14 protein-coding genes are annotated in these 19,378 nt (G+C 53.8%); 5 read left to right on the top strand and 9 right to left on the bottom strand.

Annotated features, from left to right (window positions below):
- Window positions 1-9 precede the first annotated feature (9 nt).
- The 3 genes from IE092_RS17120 to IE092_RS17110 all read right to left on the bottom strand — a co-directional run bounded on the left by IE092_RS17120 (window position 10) and on the right by IE092_RS17110 (window position 5,093).
- The gene (locus IE092_RS17120) at window positions 10-411 is read right to left on the bottom strand and encodes a DUF779 domain-containing protein (RefSeq protein ID WP_189358634.1); all 402 of its coding nucleotides are present in this window, start codon (window positions 409-411) and stop codon (window positions 10-12) included.
- A gap of 65 nt (window positions 412-476) precedes the next feature.
- Complete coding sequence (gene adh / locus IE092_RS17115; RefSeq protein WP_189358729.1) at window positions 477-1,997, bottom strand: aldehyde dehydrogenase; 1,521 nt, start codon at window positions 1,995-1,997, stop codon at window positions 477-479.
- Window positions 1,998-2,744: 747 nt separating this feature from the next.
- A complete protein-coding gene (locus tag IE092_RS17110) occupies window positions 2,745-5,093 on the bottom strand; it encodes a Tex family protein (protein ID WP_189358632.1) in 2,349 nt (782 codons plus the stop codon).
- Between the two features lie 132 nt (window positions 5,094-5,225).
- Here IE092_RS17110 and IE092_RS17105 point away from each other — a divergent pair, with 132 nt between their 5' ends.
- The 5 genes from IE092_RS17105 (at window position 5,226) to IE092_RS17085 (ending at window position 9,815) form a co-directional block, all read left to right on the top strand.
- A complete protein-coding gene (locus tag IE092_RS17105) occupies window positions 5,226-6,200 on the top strand; it encodes a dienelactone hydrolase family protein (protein ID WP_189358630.1) in 975 nt (324 codons plus the stop codon).
- A gap of 142 nt (window positions 6,201-6,342) precedes the next feature.
- The gene (locus IE092_RS17100; RefSeq protein ID WP_189358628.1) at window positions 6,343-7,905 is read left to right on the top strand and encodes a COG3014 family protein; all 1,563 of its coding nucleotides are present in this window, start codon (window positions 6,343-6,345) and stop codon (window positions 7,903-7,905) included.
- Window positions 7,906-7,924: 19 nt separating this feature from the next.
- On the top strand, window positions 7,925-8,320 hold the full coding sequence (locus IE092_RS17095; RefSeq protein WP_189358626.1) for a YcfL family putative periplasmic lipoprotein: 396 nt from the start codon (window positions 7,925-7,927) through the stop codon (window positions 8,318-8,320).
- Window positions 8,321-8,359: 39 nt separating this feature from the next.
- Window positions 8,360-8,974: a penicillin-binding protein activator LpoB gene (gene lpoB / locus IE092_RS17090; protein WP_189358624.1), complete on the top strand. Its 615-nt coding sequence runs from the start codon at window positions 8,360-8,362 to the stop codon at window positions 8,972-8,974.
- Window positions 8,975-8,996: 22 nt separating this feature from the next.
- Window positions 8,997-9,815: a penicillin-binding protein activator LpoB gene (locus IE092_RS17085; protein WP_189358622.1), complete on the top strand. Its 819-nt coding sequence runs from the start codon at window positions 8,997-8,999 to the stop codon at window positions 9,813-9,815.
- A 260-nt stretch (window positions 9,816-10,075) separates the two neighbouring features.
- Here the strand turns inward: IE092_RS17085 and IE092_RS17080 are convergent, their stop codons facing one another.
- From IE092_RS17080 to IE092_RS17055, 6 genes are all read right to left on the bottom strand, one after another.
- On the bottom strand, window positions 10,076-11,719 hold the full coding sequence (locus IE092_RS17080) for a tetratricopeptide repeat protein (protein WP_189358620.1): 1,644 nt from the start codon (window positions 11,717-11,719) through the stop codon (window positions 10,076-10,078).
- Between the two features lie 207 nt (window positions 11,720-11,926).
- Window positions 11,927-13,861 (bottom strand): tetratricopeptide repeat protein, encoded by a 1,935-nt coding sequence (locus tag IE092_RS17075; RefSeq protein ID WP_189358618.1) that lies wholly within the window; start codon window positions 13,859-13,861, stop codon window positions 11,927-11,929.
- Window positions 13,862-14,130: 269 nt separating this feature from the next.
- Entirely contained in the window at window positions 14,131-15,966 is a 1,836-nt protein-coding gene (locus IE092_RS17070) for a tetratricopeptide repeat protein (RefSeq protein WP_189358616.1), read from the bottom strand.
- A complete protein-coding gene (locus IE092_RS17065; protein WP_189358614.1) occupies window positions 15,959-17,683 on the bottom strand; it encodes an Hsp70 family protein in 1,725 nt (574 codons plus the stop codon). Before IE092_RS17065 ends, IE092_RS17070 begins: the two co-directional genes overlap by 8 nt.
- Before the next feature lie 250 nt (window positions 17,684-17,933).
- Entirely contained in the window at window positions 17,934-18,653 is a 720-nt protein-coding gene (locus IE092_RS17060) for a hypothetical protein (protein ID WP_189358613.1), read from the bottom strand.
- A 1-nt stretch (window position 18,654) separates the two neighbouring features.
- Window positions 18,655-19,335: an energy transducer TonB gene (locus IE092_RS17055; RefSeq protein WP_189358611.1), complete on the bottom strand. Its 681-nt coding sequence runs from the start codon at window positions 19,333-19,335 to the stop codon at window positions 18,655-18,657.
- Window positions 19,336-19,378 lie beyond the last annotated feature (43 nt).

The following is a 19,378-nucleotide window of genomic DNA, read 5'->3' as shown; positions in this document are numbered from 1 at the left end:
TTGCTGCGTTCAGCGCGCAGCGTGACTGGCGGAGGTGGTTATTGTGATTGCTGCCAGCGCCGCCAGTTCTGCATCGCTGAACAAGCGCGATTGCGTGATGAAACGTTTGCCGGTGCCGCTGTCCAGCGAAAACATGCCGCCGCGACCATCGGCAATATCCAGCACGATCTGGCAGTTTTGCCAGTAACTGAACAATTCCGGTGTCATATAAAACGGCGTTTCACCTGCAAAGCCGACGCAGATATCGGCGTCACCGGTCAGAAAATCACCCTGCGCATAACACATCGGTGTGCTGCCATCGCAGCAGCCACCGGACTGAAATAAAAGTAGCCTGCCGTAGCGGACTTCCAGCTGCGACAGCAGGCCAAGCGCTGCGACGGTAGCAACAACGCGGGGAGGTGGTGTGTGCATGATCTCAGGCAACGAAAAACTGCACTGCACCGCCGGACGGCTGGCAGTGCAGTGCAGGCAGCAGATCAGAAGAAGCCGAGTGCATTCGGGTTATAGCTGACCAGCAGATTTTTCGTTTGCTGATAATGTTCCAGCATCATTTTGTGGGTTTCGCGGCCGATACCGGATTGCTTGTAACCGCCGAATGCCGCATGTGCCGGATACAGGTGATAGCAGTTAGTCCAGACGCGACCTGCCTGAATGCCACGGCCAACGCGGAACGCACGGCTGCCGTCGCGGGTCCAGACACCGGCGCCCAGACCAAACAGCGTATCGTTGGCGATATGCAGCGCTTCTTCTTCATCTTTGAAGGTCGTGACCGATACCACAGGCCCGAAAATTTCTTCCTGGAAGATACGCATTTTGTTGTGACCTTTAAAGATCGTCGGTTCCACGTAATAACCGCCGGCAAAATCGCCGCTGAGTTCTTTGCGCTTGCCACCGGTCAGCACGGTAGCGCCTTCCTGACGGCCGATTTCCAGATACGACAGGATTTTCTCCAGCTGTTCCTGCGATGCCTGCGCACCGATCATGGTGCTGGCATCGAGCGGATTGCCCTGTTTGATCGCGGAAACCCGTGCAATCGCGCGTTCGATAAAGCGCTCGTAAATCGATTCCTGCACAAGCACGCGGCTGGGGCAGGTGCAGACTTCCCCCTGATTCAGTGCAAACATCGCGAATCCTTCCAGACATTTGTCGAAGAAGGCATCGTCTTTATCCATCACATCGTCAAAGAAAATATTCGGCGATTTGCCGCCCAGTTCCAGTGTCACCGGAATCAGGTTTTGCGCCGCATACTGCATGATCAGGCGGCCGGTACCGGTTTCGCCGGTGAATGCAATCTTGGCGATACGCTTGCTGGATGCCAGCGGTTTACCGGCTTCCAGACCGAAACCATTGACCACATTCAGCACGCCCGGCGGCAGTAAATCCTGAATCAGTTCCACCAGCACCATGATGGATGCCGGTGTCTGTTCTGCCGGTTTCAGTACGATACAGTTACCGGCCGCCAGCGCCGGTGCCATTTTCCAGACCGCCATCAGAATCGGGAAATTCCACGGAATAATCTGACCGACCACGCCCAGCGGTTCATGGAAATGGTAAGCATAGGTGTCCGCATCAATCTGCGCGACCGTGCCTTCCTGCGCACGGATACAACCGGCGAAATAACGGAAATGGTCAATCGCCAGCGGGATATCGGCCGCCGTGGTTTCGCGGATAGGCTTGCCGTTATCAATGGTTTCTGCCGTTGCCAGCAGACTCAGATTCGCTTCCATACGGTCAGCGATGCGGTTCAGAATCAGGGAGCGTTCTGCCGGCGAGGTTTTTGCCCACGCTGCTTTGGCAGCATGCGCTGCATCCAGCGCCAGTTCGATATCGTCTTCAGTGGAACGCGCGATTTCACAAAACGCACGTCCGATGACCGGACTGATATTTTCAAAATACTGGCCTTTCACCGGCGGAACAAATTTGCCGCCGATGAAATTGTCGTAACGCGATTTGAACGGATTCTGAATACCCAGATGGCTGATGTCGGCCAGATTCATGATGCGTGTCTCCTGTTTTGTTGTGATGGTTGGCAGCGCAGTTTTGCGTGCACAAACAGGAGTTTGCAAACGCTGTGCCAGTCATGCGGAATCGCGTTAAACCCAATAACGATAAAGGGTTACGGCGGACATGGCGGGTTTGTTGCGCTGCAATGGCGCTGTGTCAGGTGTCACGAAACGGAACAGTGCGCTGTGACAACTGTGTCAGGCTGAGACGCTGCTGTGACACATGCGATGCCACAGCGAAGCGGGCTGGCACCGCCTGCGCACACCGTCAGAGCGCCGTCTGCGGCAGCCTGAAATGCCTGAAAATGGCCAAAAAATACCCCCGGGGGTATCTCAAAAGCCCCAGCATTCATGCCGACGACAAGGCGATTTTTCTGAAAACAGGGGGGAGTATCTGATTTGATGCGGAATTGCCGGATGAAAACTGGCTTAACAGCACAGGTTTTTATTACTTTCTGAGGACTACGGAATGGCTCAGGCTGACGCTGCGCCCTGTGCAAAAGGTAGTGCTTTTCCACAGCAAAAATTCCGCAGGCATTTGCACTGACCATCACGGTATTCGGGGGGCGTAAGACGGCAGAAGCGGGAATGGCGGAACCACGCAAGTCATGATCAGTACGGGGGATGCAATTAGCAGCACATGCTTTGCCTGAGCAATAAAAAACCGGGCCGCAGCCCGGTTTTCATGTTTCGCTGAATCCGCTGAAGATCAGCGTTCCGGCTGATCAGCGCATCAGTACATCAGCGCTTCAGCTTCGCAAACGCTGCTGCCATTGCATTTGACGGTGCTTCGGTGCGGCCGGATTGCGCGCGGTGTTGCTGCAGACGTTTGGCATCCTGACGGTCGCCGCGTTGTTCAGGACGGCTGCCGGCGGCCGGTGCACTGTCGGTCAGACGCATGGTCAGCGCGATACGGTTACGCTTCACATCCACTTCCAGCACTTTCACTTTAACCACCTGACCGGCTTTGACCACGGTATGCGGATCTTTGACGAAGGTGTCGGACAGCGCCGAGATATGCACCAGACCATCCTGATGCACGCCGATATCCACAAACGCACCAAAGGCCGCCACGTTAGTCACCACGCCTTCAAGAATCATGTCCGGACGTAAATCTTTGACTTCTTCCACGCCTTCCTTGAAGGTGGCGGTGGTGAATTCCGGACGCGGATCGCGGCCTGGTTTATCCAGCTCTTTCAGAATATCGGTCACGGTCGGCACACCGAAACGTTCATCCGCGTATTTTGCCGGATTCAGCTTTTTCAGCAGGCTGCTGTCGCCGATGACGTTTTTCACATCCTTCTGAATATCCGCCAGAATTTTTTCCACCACAGGATAGGATTCCGGATGCACGCCGCTGGCATCGAGCGGATTGCTGCCGTTCATAATGCGCAGGAAGCCGGCCGCCTGTTCAAAGGTTTTATCGCCCAGACGCGGTACCGAGCGCAGATCAGCGCGGCTCTGGAACATGCCTTTGGCATCGCGGTAATGCACAATGCTTTGTGCCACACTGGCTGTCAGACCGGAAACACGCGCCAGCAGCGGTGCAGAAGCAGTATTCACATCGACACCAACTGCATTCACGCAATCCTCCACCACCGCGTCCAGCGAACGCGCCAGCTGGGTCTGGCTCACATCATGCTGATACTGACCGACGCCAATCGATTTCGGATCGATTTTGACCAGTTCCGCCAGCGGGTCCTGCAGACGGCGTGCAATCGATACCGCACCGCGCAGCGATACATCCAGTTCCGGCAATTCTTTCGATGCATATTCCGATGCGGAATACACCGAAGCACCGGCTTCCGATACCACGATCTTGGTCATGCCCAGTTCCGGATGGCGTTTGATCAGATCCTGCGCCAGTTTGTCGGTTTCACGCGATGCGGTACCGTTACCGATAGAAATCAGCGAGACCTGATGTTTGCGCGCCAGTTGTGCCAGCACGTGCAGCGAACCTTCCCAGTCATTGCGCGGTGCATGCGGATAAATCGCGGTGGTATCCACCACTTTACCGGTGGCATCGACCACCGCCACTTTCACACCGGTACGCAAGCCCGGATCCAGCCCCAGCGTTGCACGCGGGCCGGCTGGTGCTGCCAGCAGCAAATCTTTCAGATTGCGGGCGAAAACGCGGATCGCTTCGGCTTCGGCTTCTTCACGCAACTTGCCCATCAGTTCGGTTTCCAGATGCATGAAGACTTTCACGCGCCATGCCCAGCGCACGGTGTCGGCCAGCCATTTATCGGCCGGACGACCTTTCTGACTGATGCCGAAATGGCTGGCGATGCGGCCTTCGCAAGGATTCAGCGGTGCATCCCATTTCGGTTTTTCTTCTTCGGTATCCAGACGCAGACTGACATTCAGGATTTCTTCACGGCGGCCACGGAACAGCGCCAGTGCGCGGTGCGAAGGAATAGTGTGCAGAGTTTCGCTGTAATCGAAATAATCGGTGAATTTTTCACCGGCATCTTCCTTGCCTTCGATGACTTTGGATTCGACGATGCCGTGTTCATTCATGTATTCGCGCAGCGCTGCCAGCAGGCTGGCGTCTTCCGCGAATTTTTCCATCAGAATCTGACGTGCGCCGTCCAGTGCGGCTTTCGCATCGGCCACGCCGGGATTATCGCCGTTCGCGCCGGTGAAGGCCGGTTTCAGGTATTTGGCGGCTTCCTCTTCCGGTACCAGTTCCGGCTGGCTCAGCAAACTTTCTGCCAGCGGCAGCAGACCGGCTTCCACTGCGATCTGCGCCTTGGTGCGGCGTTTCGGTTTGTACGGCAGGTACAGGTCTTCCAGCAGGGTTTTATCTTCTGCCAGCGAAATCGCTTGCAACAGTTCCGGCGTCATTTTGCCTTGCTCTTCAATCGAGCCGATGATGGTGGCGCGGCGGTCTTCCAGCTCGCGCAGATAGCGCAGGCGCTCTTCCAGCGTACGCAACTGGGTGTCGTCCAGCCCGCCGGTCACTTCTTTACGGTAACGCGCAATAAACGGCACGGTCGCGCCTTCGTCCAGCAGCCCGATAGCTGCCGCAACCTGATTCGGGCGGGCGGCGAGTTCAACAGCAAGTCTTTGTTCGATAGAAGGCAACATAAATCGGTTTTCCAGTGCAATGAAGGCGCTGATGATACGCAAATTGGCGCGACTTACCAGTCTTGACACCAGCCCTTTGTCGGGCTAGAACCGGATATCCGCCTGTCTTTCCGATACTTTCTGTTAACAACGATGCCTTTTTCTGAGAATCCGCTGTGGTTACGCTGTGCCGCCTTCTTCGCAGGGCTGGCGCTGGCTGTTTGCGGGCAGGCGCAGCAGGTTGAGGAAAAACTGTTCCGGCTGCCGGACGGTGCGCAGGCGTGGAGCTACAGCTTCAGCAAAGGTCAGCCGCATCCGGTGTTGCCGGAAAACTGGATTTTTGTGGTGGCGGGCTCCGGTTGTGCCGGATTGCAGGCGTTTCTGCCTGCGTATTTTCGCGGGCTGGAAGGCGAATCCGGCCTGACCCGCTTTTTCATCCTGCAAAAGCGCGGTATTGCGCCCGCTGACGATGGCAAACAGTGCAGCGATGACTTCATCCGGCAGGATCACTGGTCGGTCTGGCTGGCCGATCAGCAGGCATGGATACGCAGTCAGTTGCAGCAGGCGCCGCAACGTCCGCGCCGCGTGATTCTGATGGGAATTTCGGAAGGGGCAGAAGTGGTGGCCGGACTGGCTCCCGCTGTGCCAGAGCTGACACAGGTGATTCTGTTGTCGCACAGCGGTTCCGGTGCGCTGGAAACCTATCAGGCGCTGGCGCAGCGATATCCGCATATGCGCGCAGGCTGGCGTACGCTGCAGGGACGCTTGCGTGAGCCACCGGCCGATCCGGATGCGGCGCGTATTCACGGCCGCAGCTGGCGTTACTGGTCAGAACTGGCGGCGGTATCGCATCTTGCTCTGCTGGAACAAATCACTGTGCCGGTTTTCTGGGCGTATGGCGGCGCAGACGGCTTAATTCCTGACGATGCGCGCAGAAAATTGCAACAAAACTTAAGTCCTGCGCGTCAGCGTTTATGGCGGGTTTGCGAGTATGCCGGAGCAGACCACGGCTTTCATACCGGCGAACGTTCGCGCCTGCCCGATCTGATGTGGCAAATTGAACGCTGGCTGATGGCAGCGCCGGATGATGCGGATTGCTACAGTCTGGCGGTGACTTCCGCACGCTGAGCGGAACAGCGATGTCGCACGGACGCCACGCACAGGTCTGCGAAAAGTTAAGCCTATTACAAATTATTACAAATTCATCTATCTAATTGCATTTGTTTCAATAATTGAAAGTGTATGCAACTTTATAATGCGGGATTGATTTTTGATTCCGGTATCGCAGTTGCCGGAAGTCGCTCCGAATGATCCTTTCCCACATTTCACTATGAAGCCTATCTCCCTGCTCAGACTGACGCCGCTGGCGGCAGCAATTGCCCTGACCGGTTGCGTAACCACTCAAACCCATGACAGCAAAGTGTCGCAGTCGCTGGCCGTTGCCAAGACCGGCCAGATCGATGAAGCAATTGCGCAAATCGAAGCGCAGACACAAGGAAAAAATGCAGAAGACTTTTTGCTGAATCTGGAAAAAGGCGAACTGATGCGCATCGGTAAGCGTTATCAGGACAGTTTGAATGCGCTGACCATTTCTGATGCGAAAGTCAAAGAATGGGAAGAAAACGTGAAGTCCAATCCACAGAAAGTGATGAGCCAGATTTCGGCGACTTTCCTCGGCGACGCCACCCGCGATTACGAAGGTCAGGACTATGAAAAAGTCATGCTGACTACGCGCATGGCGATGGACCGCATCAATCTGGGTGATCTGGACAATGCTCGCGTCGATATCAAACGTACGCATGAACGCGAAGCCGTGATTGCGGAATTCCGCGCCAAAGAAACCGTGGCAGCGGAAGAAGAAGCCAAATCCAAAGGCGTGACCACCGGCAATAAAGAACTCAATGGTTATCCGGTAGAAACTCTGAATGATCCGGAAGTGCTGAAACTGAAAAACGGTTATCAGAATGCACTCAGCCACTATCTGGCCGGTTTCGTGTACGAAGCACTGAATGAACCTGGCCTGGCAGCGCCGGGTTACCGTAAAGCGATTGAACTGCGTCCTGATCTGCCGGTACTGGAAGACGGCCTCAAAGGTCTGGATCAGCGTACCAGTTTCCGTCGTCAGAAAGGCGTGACTGACGTGCTGTTCGTAGTGGAAGCCGGTAACTCGCCTGCACGTCAGTCGAAAAAACTGCAATTCCCGATTCCGACCGGACGTGGTCTGATCACCGCTTCGTTCGCATTTCCGGTGATTTATCCTGATCCGGATGCGCCGGTAATCAGCACCATCCGCGTCGGCGATAAAGCGTTGCCAACGGCACTGGTTACCGACTTCAACGTGATGGCACGCCGCGCACTGAAAGATGAACTGCCGGGCATTTATACCCGCGCTGCAATCCGCGCTGTAGTCAAAGGTGTGGCGCAGGATCAGGTGAATAAAAACTTTGGTCCTTTAGCTGGTCTGGCAGCGAATATTGCAGTCGCTGCGACCGAAGGCCCTGCGGATGACCGTCTGTGGCGCAGTCTGCCGGAGCGTGTGTTCATCGCCCGTGCATTCCTGCCACCGGGTGAGTATGATGTCAACTTTACCGGTCGTCCGGGTGATGTCAGCCATATCACCGTCGATGGCCGTTATCTGGTGGTGCCGGTGCGTTTGTATAACAACAAAACCTATGTCGGCGATCTGGCGAAGTTCGGTAACGTGACACCGGTTGCGCAACTGGAAACCAAACCAGCGGCAGCCACTGCAACGGAAACCAAACCGGCAGCTAAAAAGCCAGCCAAGGCGAAATCAAACACCGCGACGAGCGGTGCGGCGGTGAAAACCAATTAATTCAGAACAGGACTGAACCATGAAATTCAAAACATTACTGATGGTCGCCGCTGTAGCGGGCGCACTGCAGGCTGTTCCGGCAGCCGCAGCGGATATTCCGAATGCGATTTCTCCGGGCATCGCTTCCAAAATGCTCGTACGCGGCACACTGGAAGGCGTGCAGGTTGTGGATCTGCGTTCGCAGCGTAAAAATGATGTGATGGTGGTGCAGGCTGAACTGCAAAGCATGATCGACAAAGACGTGCGCGTGTATTACCGCTTCCGCTGGCTGGATGTGTCCGGCATGCAAGTGGGCGACGGTGAAGTCTGGAAACCGCTGATGATGCTGGGTCGTCAGAGCCAGTTCATCCGCAGCACCGCGCCTGGCCCGCAAGCAGCTGATTTCAAAATTGAAATGAGCGCAGAGCCACGCTGATCAGAAAATTAATTGAAATATTCAGAATAAGGAAAAACGATGAAACACGTAAAAGCATTTGCCAAAGCAGCCTGCGTTATCGCTGTTGCCGGTGCCGCCCTGACCGGTTGCCAGACCAAACTGTCCCAGCCTACCGTGAGCCTTGCGCGTCAGGTCAGCTATGGTGATAACAAAGCCGTTGAAACCGTGACCAATGAATTCGGTTCCACCGACCTGCAAATGATCGCAGAAAAAATGGTTGGCTCGCTGCTGGAAGATCCGGTACTGGCGAACCGTCCTACCCTGACACTGGGCGGCGTACGTAACAAAACCTCTGAATACATCGATACCAAATCGATCATGAACAGTATTCAGACCGCGCTGATCAAAAGCCGTAAAGTGAAATTCACCCGCAGTGCAGATGAAATGCAGCAAGGCGTGGATGAGCTGCAGCGTCAGAACCAGAGCGGCCTGTACAAAAATGAAGGCAAAGCAAAAATCGGTCAGATGGCAGCGGCAAAATACGCACTGGAAGGTGAAATCGTTTCCATCGTGAAGCAAAACGCCAATACCAAAGACGTGTTCTACAAAATGACGCTGAAACTGTACGACGTGCAGGAAGGCACGATCGAATGGCAGGATGAAAAAGAAATCCGTAAAACCTCTAAACGCTGATTAAACGGCGTAAAGGAAAACGATGAAACGCAGATACTTTATCAGTGCCGCCGTGCTGGCGATGTCCAGCCTCAGCGCATGGGCTGCAGAGCCGAAAATCGCCGTGACCGATCTGACTTATGAAGAAAAAGTCAGTGAATATTTCCGTGTGGTTGCTGCCTCCAGCAAAAGCAGCGTCAAAGGCAGCTACAGCGAACGTGAAACCGACCGCAGCTATTCGCAACGCGGCAATATCAATGCAAAAAGCGAAAGCAGCTACTACGAAGCCGAAGGCTATTACACCTACATTGACCGCGGTGAACTGAAAACCTACACCGCTGATCTGAAAGGTGCATTGCTGAAAGGCGGCGCTGTGCATCTGGTACAGGCACGTCCGTATGTCGGCAAGCCGATGGAAAAAATTTACGACATTATCGGTCGTATCAAACAGGGTATGTATCCGGGCGCAGACTATGTGCTGTTCGGCACGGTCAGCAATATCCAGTTCCGTCAGGAAAGCAATCAGCTGCAATACGGCAATTCTATGACCGCATCGCTGTCGCTGGATCTGGTCGTTGATTTCAGCCTGATCAATACCAAAACCTTTGAAGTCAAAGCTGCGTTCAGTGCTGCAGGCTCCGGCGTGGATACCAAAATCATCAGCCGCGCCGGTGACCGCGTGGTATTCAACCGCGGCAAAGTGATGCAGGAAACGTCCCGCACACTGGCTGACAATGCCTACAACGAACTGATGGTGCAGTTCGGCCTGCCACGCGGCATGAACCGTCCGGCCAACGCCAACGGCAACGCCGCACAACCGGTCGTCACACCACAACCGGAACCGGTGACTGTCTACCGCTGATTTTCAGCAGTACAAAGAAAAACCCGCCTGTTCAGGCGGGTTTTTTATTGCCTTTTGCCAGCAGTGCTCAGCTCCGTTCATCCTGTTATGCGTAAGCACGGATTATGCAATTATCCGCATCAGGCATTTTCGGACAGCCAGACTTTCCGCCGGCGAGCGCCGCATAGCTGTGCGAAAGTCCGCATTTCATGGGTTGGCGGGCCGTTGGCGGCCTGCCGCATTGCCTGCTGGCATTCACGAAGCGCTGATATCAATAAAACTTATTTTGATGAGCGACTCGAACGCTCTTTGTCTGGCGTGCACAAATGTCTGGCTATTTCCATGGCGTATCGGGTATGCGGGTCCTGTTGTGCTGTATCAGGCGGGATATCAGCCTTGCTCTTAGGTGGAAATCTGGCATCGCGGAGCATCAGGACATGCATCGAATCACAAACAACATCCTGATTAGCGCAGTATCCGAATGCAGCCATTGCTTTTTGCCGGTCCACTTTCGTTCCCTCGCCACAGTAATAGGCTTTGCCGACGCGCTGTTGTGAAGGAACATCGCCGAGCCCCGCTGCCACCGAGTACCAGTGCAGCGCTTTCGTTAAATCCCGTTTGGTTTCATTTCCATCTGAATTCATCTGTGCCAGTGATTTAGCGGCGGCAACAGAGCCAAGTTTGGCCGCTTGCTCCCACAACTGAATGGCCAGTTCGGTATTTTTGGGTTGATTATCTCTGCCAAAATAGGCGTCTTCACCGGCAAGAAATAGCCCGTGAGCCTTACTGTAATTATTCAGGCTCAGTTCGGTTTGACTTCTGATTTCACGTCTGTCGTGGTCATTTTTTCCAAAGAATCCAAGGCAGATCCAGAAAGAGAAGAAGGCAATAGCCAGTATTGCGGCAAAATGATCCTTGATCCAAAAGATGAGATTGTCGCGCTGAAAGAATGCCTTCCATTTCTCGCGGCCACTTAAGGGCCTGACCGGTTGCCGCGCAATCCGTTCTGCTTCTTCAATCTCTGCACGGGTTTGCATGATCCATTGCTGTATCTGTTTTCTGTCTGTGATCAGCCAGAGTAAGTGGTCGTAGTTTTCAGCTAAGCGGCACAGCAGGCTGAAATTGGTACGCAGATAGTCGTTACGCGGTATTTGGTGCTCACGCGCCAGCTGCATAATCTCCAGCAGTTTGTTGCGCACAGCAACTTTCACACGCTGTAATTGATTCCATTCACCGATGGCATTCAGCAGCACGAAAGCCTGATCACTGGCTTGCCTTGCGCGTTCCTGATGCGCTAGCCATTCAAAGTGCCGGACCGCACTCTGAAACAGCCATTCTTTTCCGGGCGCCCAGCCATCCAGCAAATAGCGCGCAATGGCGGTTTCGAACAGGAAACGCGCATCCATGTTCAGCATGTCCGGGTTTTCCATTTGTGCAAACAGAGCTGCGTCGATTGCCTGTTCAGAGGCTTGCGTGCTGTTCACCGCAGCCACGACGGCTTCAAACGCCAGCCTGGCGAGGACTTCCGGATCACGCTGTGTGAATTCCATGTTGTCAGGTGTGACAGGAATGCCATTTGCACGACGGAACGCATCAAACGATGGCGTATCGCTGTCGTCAGATGGCACTGCTTCACCGTTAGCAGAATCGATGATAGCCGGGGCAGTTTTCGCAGCTATGGACTGATCATCAGAAACCGGCGTAACAGCCGCGTCCTGAAAAAATGTATGCGTTTCCGAAGCGTTATTGCGTAACCAGTCCAGCGCCTGTTCATAGCTGTCGCGCAATGCCTGAAACGCTTCCAGTTCAGTCGCCTGATCAATTTTTTTCAGCTCACGCGCATAAGTGCGCTTCAGCGTGCGTTCGTCGCTGTCGGCCGGTAAATCATAAAGAGTAAAGAACGGCGGTAAATACGTGCGATTCATACGTGTGTTTCAGTGATGTTGATGATGCGTTCAGGATGCGTTCAAGCCGTCAGATCCGGTGACGGGCAGCGCTTCGTATTGTGCAGATATCCGCATCAGGCATTTTCGGATAGCCAGACTTTCCGCCGGCAAGAGCCGCATGGCTGTGCCTGAATCCGCAAAACGGGTGTTTTCAGGCAGTTTTCAGGCTTGCTGGCACCGGATTACTCAGGATGCCTGCAATGTTGCCTGTAATTCCCGCCATGCCACGCAACCCGGATCTTTGTCTGTGGGGGATTTACACAGCTTTTGCAGGGCGGTGATCGCATCGCTATGTCCCTGCTTTGTCGCCTTCAGATACCATGCTTTTGCTTCCGGTAGATTACGGCGCAGGTATTTGCCCTGTTCGTAATACTGGCCGATCAGATACTGACTTTTCGCGTCGCCGTAGCCACTGCGGAACAGCTGATCCAACCCCTTTTCCGTGTTTTTGCTCATGCCGAGGCTGCCTTCCAGTTGCGCCACCGCCAGCAGCCGCTGCGCATTCGATTCACCCGCATCATCTGCCTGATGCAGTAATTCCAGCGCTTTTTTCTGCGCGGCATCATCCGGTGCATTGTCCAGTAACAGGCTTGCCCACATGGTTTTGCAATACGCTTCTTTTGTGGCGCATTGCTGAAATAAGCGAAGCGCATTCTGATCACTGACATTACTGCCTTTGCCGAAGTAGTACATCGTTCCTGCGGTTAACTGAGAACGCGCATCTCCTAATCTGGCGGCATGTTCATACCAGTGCAGTGCTTGCTTTAAATCTTTTTTGACTTCAGTCCCATTCTTATAAAGCTCAGCCAGCGATTTTGCCGCATCGACGGAACCTTTGTTTGCCGCTGCTTGCCACAACTCTATGGCATCCGGAATACTTTTGCTGACTTTGTTTCTGCCGAAGTAAGCGTCTTCACCGGCAATGAAAAGTGCTTCAGCCGATAAGGAAGTTTGGGGGGAGTGCGTTTTTTTTGAATGTTTCTTTTGCTCGACCAGGTTTCCAAGTGTTACCAGACAAACCAGCAGAAATGCAAAGCCGAGGGCAAAGAAAAAACGCAACGATGTCAGGTAATGCAGGAGATAAGCGAGACGTTGTAGCAGTGACGAATGCTTCTGATCCGGACTAGTCTGAAATTGCGTGAACGAGTCACGATCACTATAGCCAGCAAAGTCAATGCCGGGAGTTTGATTGTTGTTTTGCGCATGCTTGAGCTGGTGCCCGAAGCCGATATCAATTTTCGCTTTCTGATGAAAGTCTGCCCAGTTTTGAATTGGCTGATGTGCAAACAGATACGCTGCACGCTCAGTCCATTGCTGTATTTTTTTTGAATCGGTCACTACCCACATGAGTAGGCTGAGATTCGAAGACATGAATTGCAGAATGTCATGTGTCTTCAGCAGAAAAGTGTCGTCCGGAGTGTCATGCTGACGTGCAAGTTCGAATATTTCCAGAAATTTGTTCAGATAGTCAGGATGATCGTCCCGGTGTTTTTTCCATTGCCGGAGTGCTTCCAGAAGGTTGTGTAATTCCCAGCTGCGGATATTGAGCCTTACTTGCTGCTCAAGCCAGTTGAATTGTTCGGTGGCAGAACTGAACAGGAAGTGCTTTCCGTCACACCAGCCTTCGGATAAATAGGCGGCAACCTGAATTTCAAATAAAAAGCGTGCATCGACATGTAAGAGCACTTCACTGTTTACCTGCGTATTCAGAAATTCATCAATCTCGCTAAACGTCACTTGCGGTTTTTCTACAATTGCACGGAGTGAGGAGAATGCTTGTCGTGCAATGATTTCCGGTGCGGGCCCCCGATACTTTTGATAACTGGTCTGCCCGTTGATGTCCGGGTGGTCGGGTTCTGCCTCTGTTTTCTGAGGTTCCTGATACTGTTCCGGAATCGGTGGAGGAATTTCCGCGTCCGCGCTGAGGTCTGCTTGCACCTTATGCTGTAACCACGCCAGCGCCTGCTCATAGCTGTCGCGCAATGCCTGAAACGCTTCCAGTTCAGTCGCCTGATCGATTTTTTTCAGCTCCCGCGCATAAGTGCGCTTCAGCGTGCGTTCGTCGCTGTCGGCCGGTAAATCATAAAGAGTAAAGAACGGCGGTAAGTACGGGCGATTCATACGTGTGTTTCAGTGATGTGGTTTGATGATGCGTTCAGGATGTGTTTAAGCCGTCAGATCCGGTGACGGGCAGTGCTTCGTATTGTGCAGCTATCCGCATCAGGCATTTTCGGACAGCCAGACTTTTCGCCGGCGAGCACCGCATGGCTGTGCCTGAATCCGCAAAACGGGTGTTTTCGGGCGGTTTTCAGTGTCACCAACGAGTCTGCGGTGTTTTCTGAATTAAGTTTTTCAGAAAACACCGCAGCTTAAAACAGGATGGAATGCGGTCAGGGTGTTGCGGCGGGTTTGTTGGCGCGGAAGGCTTGCCAGTCCTGACATTGCGGATCTTTCGCACCTTTGCACAGACGCTCCATCGCATCGAAGCTGTCCTGAAAACCGAATTTTGCTGCGCGCAGATACCAGGTTTTTGCGAGGTTCAGGTCTTTTTTGACTTCCCAGCCATTTTCATACGTAAGGCCAAGATAGTGCTGACTGAACTGATCTGTTTGCGCAGTTTGTTCCAGCCTTCTAATGCCTTCTTGTGCATCTATCCTTAACCCGAAATCACCTCGAAGATAAGCGATTGCCAGCCAGCGCTGCGCATTGGACTCCTCTTTTGCAGCGGCAGCGCGCAGTAATTCCAGCGACTTCGCACTGTCTTTTTTTCCGGCTTTGCCATACTCCAGAATGATGGCCCAAATAGTCTGACAATACGGAATGGTGATGGCGCAGTGCTGGAAATACTCAAGCGCTTTGACCTCATCTTTATTGGTGCCTGTACCCCGGTAATACATGTCTCCGGCATTGGCCTGCGCTTCCTGATTGCCTTTCTGAGCGGCTTTTTCGTACCAGTACAACGCCAGAGAGGGATCTTTCGGCAGGCCGTCACCTTGCTTGTACAGCTTAGCAATACGCAAACCTGCATCAATACGACCCAGTTCAAATGCGCGTGACCACAGGCCCATCGCCATTTGCGGATTGCGCTGCTGGCCGTTGCTGCCGTTTAATGCGGCCTCGGCTTGCTGATAGGCGATGTCGGCGGGGCTGCCGCTGTATTCTTGCTGTCCCTTACTGTTACCTTTGAAATAGGCCAGCGCTACGATCATAGCGAACAGGATTGTGGCAAGGACGGCAGTTGTTTTGGATTTTTCTTCATTGCTGCGGCCTTTTAATTTCAGCCACTGTTTTTGCAGCCAGTTTGCATTTTCTAACGCTTGTTGTGCAGCCAGTTGCGCCGCCTGCTCAGCCTGCGCAATCGCTGTCTGCGTTTGCTCTATCCATTGCTGTATCTGCGCGCGGTCAGTGATCAGATATAACAGGCTGCCGTAATGTTCTGTCATACGGCTCAGTAGCTGACGGTTGATACGCAGGTAGTCAGCCGTCAGTGTGCGGTGCTCGCGCGCCGCCTGTATCAGTTCCTGATATTTGCTTTTGACGGAAATATGCTTGTTCTGCATTTCACGCCATTCATTGATGGCGTTCTGAATGACGTAAGCGTAGTCGCTGGCATAGTTCAGGCGTTCCTGGCGGTTCAGCCAGTCGAAATGCTGTGCGGCGCTGAAAAACAGTAATTCTTTCCCCGGTTGCCAGCCATCGATCAGATAGCGTGCGATGCCGGTTTCAAACAGGAAGCGTGCATCCATATTCAGCATTTCAGGATGCTCGGCTTGTTCCCGTAACAGATCGGCGATGGCTTGTTCGGATACCGTTGCACTTTCCGTCAGCGCTTTAATCCGCTCAAAGGCTTGCTTCGCAGTCGCGAGCGGATCAGACCCCTGAAAATGCACGGTCTCCGGCGGCTGAGCCGGTGCTGCATCGCGTTCACTTTCTGTGTTGTTGCTTTGTTGCGGTGGTGTGTTCAGACCGGATGCGGTTTGCCATTCGGCGCCGGTGCCGTCACCGGCATGCACTTCTGCGTTGTCTTCGGCATTTTCTTCATCGCGATAGCGCAGCCAGTTCAGCGCTTCTTCATAGCTGTCGCGTAAATCCTGAAACGCCTCCAGCTCGGTGACCTGATCGATTTTTTTCAGTTCCCGTGCGTAAGTGCGTTTCAGTGTCCGCTCGTCGCTGTCTGCCGGTAATTCGTAGCGCCGGACGAAAGCCGGCAAGTACATATCATTCATCGTTCAGATCGGTGTGAATGCGGTTATCGTTTTCAATCGAATCCAGAATTTCCTGGAAGCGGCGCTTGGCTTGCGCGATCTGACGCGCATCCTGCGTTTCCAGCACGCTTTCAAAGCTGGTGGTTTGCTGCCCCAGCCACTGGCGGATATCGCCGCGCAATTGCTGATAGATACGGTCTGCGCGTGCCAGCATGGTGCGGATTTCCAGTGTGTCGCGCGGATGCAGTTTGATTTTTTCCAGTTCTTTAAAACGAGCCTGAATCTGTTCCGGTGACATCATGCCGCCATTACCCTGAATCACCAGCGTATCGGTTTTACCAGTTTCCACATGTTTGACCAGCACTTCCAGCAAGCCATTCACGTCATAGGTAAAGCGCACGTCAATCGCATTCTCATCAACGGATTTGTTCGGCGGCAGCGTGATTTGTAACTCGCCAAGACGGATATTGTCTTTCACCATGCGTGATTCGCCCTGATAGATTTCCAGCTGGATAAAAGCCTGATTATCGGTTTCCGGGTAATAGCGTTTGACGCGGCTGACCGGTACGGTGCAGTTACGCTCAATGATCGGTGAGAAGTGGCCGGATGAACTCTGGTTCTGGCTGACGCGCACGGCAACATCAATACCCAGCGAATACGGTGCCACGTCGGTCATCACGACTTCGTTCAGCGCGCTGTCTTTCATTTTCAGACCGGCTTGGACCGCCGCGCCCATCACCACCACTTCATCCGGATTGATGTCGCAGGAAGGGAAGCGGCCGAACATCAGTGTCACTAAGCGTTTGACCAGACCCATGCGAGTGGCACCACCGGCCAGCACCACCTGATCGAGTTCTGAAGTGCGCAGATTAGTATCGCGCAGCGCACGTTCTACCGGATCGCGCAAACGCTTCAGAATTGGCGCACAGACTTGTTCCAGATCGCCTTCGCCCAGTGCCATCGTGTGCTGGCGCTCATTAATGAAGATATCGATCTCAGCTTTTTCGCCGGCGCTCAGTGCGCGCTTGGCTTGCTCAGCCGCGGCAGTCAGGCGCTGCATTAAACGACCGTCATTGCGCAGGCTGGTATTCAGTTCCTGACGCTGGAAGAACAGATCAACAATCGCCTTGGTGATGTCTTCACCGCCGAGGAAGTTATCACCGGCAGATGCGCGTACTTCCATCACACCTTCAAACAGCTCCAGAATCGATACGTCAAACGTACCGCCACCCAGATCGAAGACCAGAAACTTGGATTCGCTGTGGGTATTGTGTACGCCGTACGCCAGCGCGGCAGCGGTTGGTTCATTCAGTAAGCGTTCGACGCGCAAGCCTGCCAGTTCGCCGGCATTGCGTGTGGCTTTGCGCTGCGCATCAGAAAAATACGCCGGTACGGTAATGATGGCTTCAGTCACTGGTTCGCCCAGATAGGCTTCAGCATCTGCGCGCAGCGATTTCAGTACCAGTGCGGATAATTCTTCCGGACGGAATTTTTTATCGCCGAGGGTAATGACTTTGTCACTGCCCATGAAGCGTTTGAACACGGCAGCGGTGCGTTCCGGATGCGTTTGCAGGCGCTCTTTCGCGGCCTGCCCGATCAGTACGCTGCCGTCTTCATCCAGACTGACGCAGGAAGGCGTCAGCATCTGGCCTAAGCTGTTAGGAATCAGTTCTGCTTTGCCATCGCGCCAGATAGCGGCGAGGCTGTTGGTGGTGCCGAGATCAATGCCAATAATCATAGTCGTGTCAGAGTAAAAGCAGGCCGGATAAGGGTGCGGATTCCGTGCAGCAGGACGGGAGCAGGCGGGGCGAAGAGACAGCGCTGCCTGACCTCATCATCAGACGGGCATGCAGTGTATGCATAGTCCGGTGTCGGGCAGCGCCGGAAGGCGGGAAATCAAGCCTGAATCAGAAGCAAAACCACAACAATAACGGATTTTGTAATGCTATGTGCATCTTTTGATACTGATTTTTTCTATATTTGTGAATTCAGGAGACAGACGGCAACAAGCCATTGTTGCGGGTACTGCTGTAGCGGAAAAACGGTAGCCAGATCAGCAGAAAAAATCCGGGTATTAACAGCAGCCATGCCGGTATGCCGAGCTGCATTCGCGCAGATAACAACAGCAAACCATCCGGCAGGCTGAGCAGTATCAGCGATAACAAGGCAGGAGCCGGATGGCGCAGTAATCCGCTGAATCCGCGTTTTAACAGGACGGTGACCGCTTGCTTTTCCAGTGCCAGCAGTGGCAGACAGTAAAACATCAGCGTACCTGCCAGTGCAGCGCCGAGTTTGAACAGCAGTAAATCCTGCAAAGGAATACGGCTGAATTTACCGGGGCCGGCAAAAAATGCCTGCAGACTGTCGCTGTGTCCGCTCAGTGCCAGCAGGCTCAGTCCGCACAGTACGCTGAGCAATGCCACCAGCGACAGTGTGACAGCGGCTTGCCAGCGAATGTCCCAGCCACGCAGCAAGCCACTGAAGCCGGGTTTGCTGCCGTGCTGACTGCGGTGTATCAGCAGACAAAATTGTGCGCTGAGCAGGGTGGCGACCGGTAACTTCAACGCCGGTCCGGCAAGCGGGATCAGCATACACAGCTCGGCGAATATCAGCAGCATGATGCTCAGCGTGAGCCAGCGCACCGGATAGCGGCACAATAGTTGCCAGCTGTCTTTCAGGGATTGTTGTATCAGGGATGTGGATTGCATTTCAGCCTCCGTTGTCATCAAGTTTCCATACATACTGAATTTGTACCCATGCTGATTCTGCGACGCCGTCGCGCATGGCTGGCTGGAAGTGACAGGCGGATAAGGCACTGCGTGCTGCTTTATCCAGCGCTTTGTAGCCGGAGGACTGATCAACCCGCGTATCGCTGACCTGACCATTCGGTGCGATCAGCATACTGAGCGTCACCGTACCGGTTTCACCATTCCGTACTGAAGCCAGCGGATACACCGGTTTGGTGCAGCTTTGCATATCCACCACCGGCGGGCTGGTTTTGCCGGCGGGTTTTGGCTGGATGACAGAGTCTGTTTTACTGACTGCATCGCCAGTGCCGGTTTTCTCGCATTCGCCGGGGCGGCAGGGCGGGTGGAGTGGTGGCGTATCAGAGATAGTTCTTGTTTCCTTCGTTGTAAATTCATCCGGTATCGGAAACGGATGGATCACCGGATCGCTGAGCCTGCCAGCCGGTGGCTGAGGCTGTGGCGGCGGTTCGACTGGTTTTAATGGCTCTGGCGGCAATAAAACGACAGGCCCGTCCGTACGTGCTGGCGAATGAAAAACCTGCATGCCCTGAATCAGACCGAATATGAGTGCGACGTGCAATCCTGCCACCAGCGCAAGTTTTCCGGTTTTCTCTCCGAAGGTATGATGCATTGCGATGTTCATGTGCGCCTCCTTGCTATCAGTGAGTTGTTTTGATGGTTTTACG

The sequence above is a fragment of the Cognatundibacterium squillarum genome, from assembly GCF_014652435.1.
In the GTDB taxonomy this organism is placed as follows: domain Bacteria; phylum Pseudomonadota; class Gammaproteobacteria; order Burkholderiales; family Burkholderiaceae_D; genus Undibacterium; species Undibacterium squillarum.
The sequence above is the reverse complement of the archived record's forward strand: the minus strand, read 5'-3'. Positions and strand labels throughout refer to the sequence as shown.

Excerpts from the sequence above, each read along its gene's own strand:
- IE092_RS17085 (WP_189358622.1), top strand. The coding sequence starts at position 8,997 with ATGAAACGCAGATACTTTATCAGTGCCGCCGTGCTGGCGATGTCCAGC.
- IE092_RS17110 (WP_189358632.1), bottom strand. The coding sequence starts at position 5,093 with ATGTTGCCTTCTATCGAACAAAGACTTGCTGTTGAACTCGCCGCCCGC.
- lpoB (WP_189358624.1), top strand. The coding sequence starts at position 8,360 with ATGAAACACGTAAAAGCATTTGCCAAAGCAGCCTGCGTTATCGCTGTT.
- IE092_RS17080 (WP_189358620.1), bottom strand. The coding sequence starts at position 11,719 with ATGAATCGCACGTATTTACCGCCGTTCTTTACTCTTTATGATTTACCG.
- IE092_RS17095 (WP_189358626.1), top strand. The coding sequence starts at position 7,925 with ATGAAATTCAAAACATTACTGATGGTCGCCGCTGTAGCGGGCGCACTG.
- adh (WP_189358729.1), bottom strand. The coding sequence starts at position 1,997 with ATGAATCTGGCCGACATCAGCCATCTGGGTATTCAGAATCCGTTCAAA.
- IE092_RS17060 (WP_189358613.1), bottom strand. The coding sequence starts at position 18,653 with ATGCAATCCACATCCCTGATACAACAATCCCTGAAAGACAGCTGGCAA.
- IE092_RS17120 (WP_189358634.1), bottom strand. The coding sequence starts at position 411 with ATGCACACACCACCTCCCCGCGTTGTTGCTACCGTCGCAGCGCTTGGC.
- IE092_RS17105 (WP_189358630.1), top strand. The coding sequence starts at position 5,226 with ATGCCTTTTTCTGAGAATCCGCTGTGGTTACGCTGTGCCGCCTTCTTC.
- IE092_RS17070 (WP_189358616.1), bottom strand. The coding sequence starts at position 15,966 with ATGAATGATATGTACTTGCCGGCTTTCGTCCGGCGCTACGAATTACCG.
- IE092_RS17065 (WP_189358614.1), bottom strand. The coding sequence starts at position 17,683 with ATGATTATTGGCATTGATCTCGGCACCACCAACAGCCTCGCCGCTATC.
- IE092_RS17075 (WP_189358618.1), bottom strand. The coding sequence starts at position 13,861 with ATGAATCGCCCGTACTTACCGCCGTTCTTTACTCTTTATGATTTACCG.
- IE092_RS17055 (WP_189358611.1), bottom strand. The coding sequence starts at position 19,335 with ATGAACATCGCAATGCATCATACCTTCGGAGAGAAAACCGGAAAACTT.